This is a genomic window from uncultured Aquincola sp. (assembly GCF_964001545.1).
Classification (GTDB): Bacteria; Pseudomonadota; Gammaproteobacteria; order Burkholderiales; family Burkholderiaceae_C; genus Aquincola.
In genome coordinates, this window is sequence record NZ_CAXFDV010000308.1 from 1 (window position 1) to 3,592 (window position 3,592).

Here is a 3,592-nt window from a genome sequence, read left to right on the forward strand (position 1 = left end):
CCGCTGCCTTCCACCAGCACTTCGTCCACATGGGTGCCGGTGCGGCACTGGCCGCCGTGGCGCTCGATCACCTGGCGCAGCGCATGCACGATGCCTTCGCTGCCGCCTTGCACCACCGGCATGCCGCCGGCCACCACGGCCGCGAAGGTGAGCTTGCCGATGAGGGCGGAGCAGGCTTCGTCCGGCCCCAGGCCGGAGTGCAGCACCCAGGGCGCCAGCAGCGCGCGGGTCACGTCGTCTTGCAGGTGGCGGTCGGCCCAGCGGCGAAAGCTCTCCAGCGAATCGCCGGCAAAGCCCACCAGGCCTTCCAGCCCGCGCTGGCGCCAGGCGCCCCACAGCAGCTTGAGCAGGCCGCGGCCATACGGCTGCTGCCCCAGCAGGCCGAAGGTCAGCGCCGCATCGGCGCCGAAGAGGCGCTCGGCCATCTGGCCCAGCGCCGTGCCATCGCCGGGGCGCAGCGCATTGATGCGGCGCACCGCATCGGCCAGGTCCTGCCGCAGCGCCAGGCTGCGGCCATCGGGCAACACCACGCCGGTGCTGTAGTCGCCCTGCGCAAAGCGCAGGCCGGCAGCGGCCAGCTCTTCCTTCAGCTCGGCATAGGCCGGGCTGCCGACGAACAGCGGATACCACTGCGACAGCACGTCGTGCTTGTAGCCCGCAAACAGCTCTTCGGTGCGTATGCAGCCGCCCAGCCGCTCATTGCGTTCCAGCACCAGCACCCGCTGGCCGCGGCGGGCCAGCAGCGCGGCGCCCACCAGGGCATTGATGCCGCTGCCCACGAAGATGACATCGGCGTTGTCCGCGGCCATGCTGCGCCCCCCGGTCACTGCGTCAGCGCCAGCACGCGCAGCGGGCTGCCCGAGCCCTGCTGGATCTTCAGCGGCGCGGCCACGATCAACGCGCCCTGCGGCGGCAGCTGGTCGAGGTTGCGCAGGCATTGCAGGCCGTACTTGTTGGCGCCGTGCATCAGCGTGTGGCAGGGGTAGGGCACCGGCCAGGCGTAGGACTGGCCGGCGTCGGTGTTGATGGTCTCCACGCCGAAGCCCAGCACGTGGCGCTCGCGGATCAGCCACTCCACCGCCTCTTGCGTGGGCCCCGGGGTGTGGGCGCCGTCTTCCTTCAGGTTGAGGAAGGCGGCCGGGTCGGTGATGCGCAGCGACCAGTCGGTGCGCAGCAGCACCCAGGCACCGGCCGGGATGCGGCCATGCTGCTGCTCCCAGGTCTGCACGAAGTCCACCGTCAGCAGCCAGTCGGCGTTGCGGGCCACTTCGGCGCTGGCGTCCAGCACCACCGCGGGCGCGATGAAGCGGGCCGGGTCGATGGTGTCCACCGTGTTGGCCGGGTGGTCCTTGCCCGTGACCCAGTGCACCGGCGCATCGAAGTGGGTGCCGGTGTGCTCGCCGCAGGAGAAGTTGTTCCAGTACCAGCCGGGGCCGGCTTCGTCGTAGTGGGAGATGCGTTCCTGCCTGAAGCCCCACACCTGGCCGAACTGCGGCGGCAGCACCAGCGCCGGAAAATCGGGCGACAGCGTGTGGGTGAGGTCGACCACGCGCAGCGCGCCGGTCTGCAGGTGGTCAAGAAGCTGGGCGGTGGCGGTCATGCGGGGCCTCGTACAAGGAAGAAGGGTCGGTCAGCCGGCCATGTGCAGCGCGCCGAAGCGGCCGCCATGGAACACCAGCGGTTCGCCCGCGCGGGCGTCCAGGCGCACCACCTGGCCGATGAACAGCTCGTGGTCGCCTTCGGTCAGGTACTTGCTGGTGCGGCACACCAGCGTGGCCAGCGCGCCTTCGATCACCGGCACGCCTTCGGCGGCTTCGCGCACGGCCACCTGGTCGAACTTGTCGGTCACGGCCGGGTTGGCAAAGCGGCTGGCCAGCCCTTGCTGGTCTTGCGCCAGCACGCTGATCGCGAAGTGCGGGGCCTCCTGGAAGGCCGCCAGGTTGGGCGAGCGGTCCACCAGGCTCCACAGCACCAGCGCCGGCGCCAGCGACAGCGAAGCGAAGGAGTTGATGGTCAGCCCCACCGGCCGGCCATCGGCCGTGCGGGTGGTGACGATGGCCACGCCGGTGGGGTAGCGGCCCAGGGCCTGGCGCAAGGCCTTGCCTTCGATCTCGGTCTGCCCCCAAGGGGCCTGCAGAACGGCGCTCATGTTGATCGTCCTTTCCTGCATCAGGCCGGGGCCAGCTCGGCCATCTTGCTGCCCACGAACTGCTCGCAGGCATCGGCCTCAGCCCACCACGGGAAGAAGTCGGGCGGGTTGTCGAAGCCGTTGACGATGGCCTTGGCGATCGGCGGGCACTGGCCGGCCGCACCCAGCAGGTTGAGGATGTGCGGCGGCGGCGGCGTGAGCATCGAGTTGGTCCAGGTGACCACCGACTGGGCGTAGCGCCAGAAGGTCTCGAAGGTCTCGTTCATCCACGCTTCGGTGTAGGGCTGGTCGCCCCGCGCCACGATGGCGTCGAAGTACACCTTGAAGGCCTTGGTGGCGTTGTTCGAGCCCTGGCCGGTGATGGGGTCGTTCACCGCCACCGCATCGCCCAGGCCCAGCACCCGCTTGCCCGAGGGCAGCCGCAGCACCGGCTTGCGGATGGTGGGCGCAAAGCTGCCGGCCAGCACGCCGTTGGCATCGGTCAGCTCGGCATGGCGGGCGCGCTCGGCTTCCCAGGGCAGGAACGCGTCCAGCAGCCGGCGGCTGGTGGCCAGGTGTTCCTGCGGGCTGGTGATGCCCTTCCAGCAGTCCATCGGGCCGCCGGGCACGCCTTCGAACACCATGATGTGGCAGGGCCCGGTGTGGGTGTAAGCCGGGAACACGAAGTACTCGCCCACGCCCGGAATCAGGTTGAAGGCGACGCGGCTGAACTCGGGCGTTTCCTTCAGGCCGTGCACGTAGGTCAGCGCCAGCGCGCGCTGCGGCTTGTCGAACACCGAGCGGGCAGGGTCACGCTCGAACAGCTTGACCACCTCGCCCTTGCCGGCGGCCAGCACCACCAGGTCGTGCGATTCGGCCAGCGCTTCCAGCTCGGCCACGCCGGCGTCCTGCAGCAGCAGCTCGCCACCGCGCTGGGTGAACAGCTCCATCCACACCGGCATCTTCACGCGCTGGTCCACCGACTGGGCCACATGGTCCAGGCGGTGCGCCCAGTCGATCAGCCTGGCGCCGGGCTGCTCGGGGTGCGGCACCGTCAGGCCGATGCCTTCGACCGGCGGGCACACGGCTTCCCACTGGTTCAGGCCCAGGTCACGCTCGATCTGCAGCGAGCTGTTGAACATGCACTGGCTGGACATGACCTTGCCGTCGCGGATCTGGTCCGGCGTGCGGTTGGACACCAGGGTGACCCGGTAGCCCTGGTCGAGCAGCGAGAGAGCGAGCGGCAGGCCGGCCTGGCCCCCGCCGACGATGGCGATGCGACGCATGTGATTTCCTTTCAAAACAAACGGGTTCAGGACATCAGCCGGGGAATGGCGGGCTGGTTCTGCTCCGGCCCCATCGCGGAATAGCCGCCGTCCACGGCGTAGTCGGCGCCGGTCACGAAGCTGGCCTGCGGCGACAACAGGAAGGCCACCACCTCGGCCACCTCGGCCGGGTTGCCCA

At 69.9% G+C, this 3,592-nt stretch carries 5 protein-coding genes; all 5 read right to left on the minus strand.

Annotated features, from left to right (window positions below):
- The coding region (locus tag ABNT58_RS10885) for an NAD(P)/FAD-dependent oxidoreductase (protein ID WP_348753499.1) at nucleotides 1-809 on the minus strand (809 nt) is incomplete at its 3' end.
- A 14-nt stretch (nucleotides 810-823) separates the two neighbouring features.
- Nucleotides 824-1,600 (minus strand): cyclase family protein, encoded by a 777-nt coding sequence (locus ABNT58_RS10890; RefSeq protein ID WP_348753500.1) that lies wholly within the window; start codon nucleotides 1,598-1,600, stop codon nucleotides 824-826.
- 30 nt (nucleotides 1,601-1,630) lie between these two features.
- Nucleotides 1,631-2,149 carry a flavin reductase family protein gene (locus ABNT58_RS10895; RefSeq protein WP_348753501.1) on the minus strand — a complete coding sequence of 173 codons (519 nt, stop codon included), beginning with the start codon at nucleotides 2,147-2,149 and terminating at the stop codon, nucleotides 1,631-1,633.
- Nucleotides 2,150-2,169: 20 nt separating this feature from the next.
- Nucleotides 2,170-3,414, minus strand: coding sequence for a styrene monooxygenase/indole monooxygenase family protein (locus ABNT58_RS10900; RefSeq protein WP_348753502.1), 1,245 nt, complete (start codon nucleotides 3,412-3,414; stop codon nucleotides 2,170-2,172).
- 26 nt (nucleotides 3,415-3,440) lie between these two features.
- Nucleotides 3,441-3,592: SDR family oxidoreductase (locus ABNT58_RS10905; RefSeq protein ID WP_348753503.1), on the minus strand; the 152-nt coding region annotated here is incomplete at its 5' end.

Coding starts and splice junctions, on each gene's coding strand:
- ABNT58_RS10895 (WP_348753501.1), bottom strand. CDS start 2,149: ATGAGCGCCGTTCTGCAGGCCCCTTGGGGGCAGACCGAGATCGAAGGC.
- ABNT58_RS10890 (WP_348753500.1), bottom strand. CDS start 1,600: ATGACCGCCACCGCCCAGCTTCTTGACCACCTGCAGACCGGCGCGCTG.
- ABNT58_RS10900 (WP_348753502.1), bottom strand. CDS start 3,414: ATGCGTCGCATCGCCATCGTCGGCGGGGGCCAGGCCGGCCTGCCGCTC.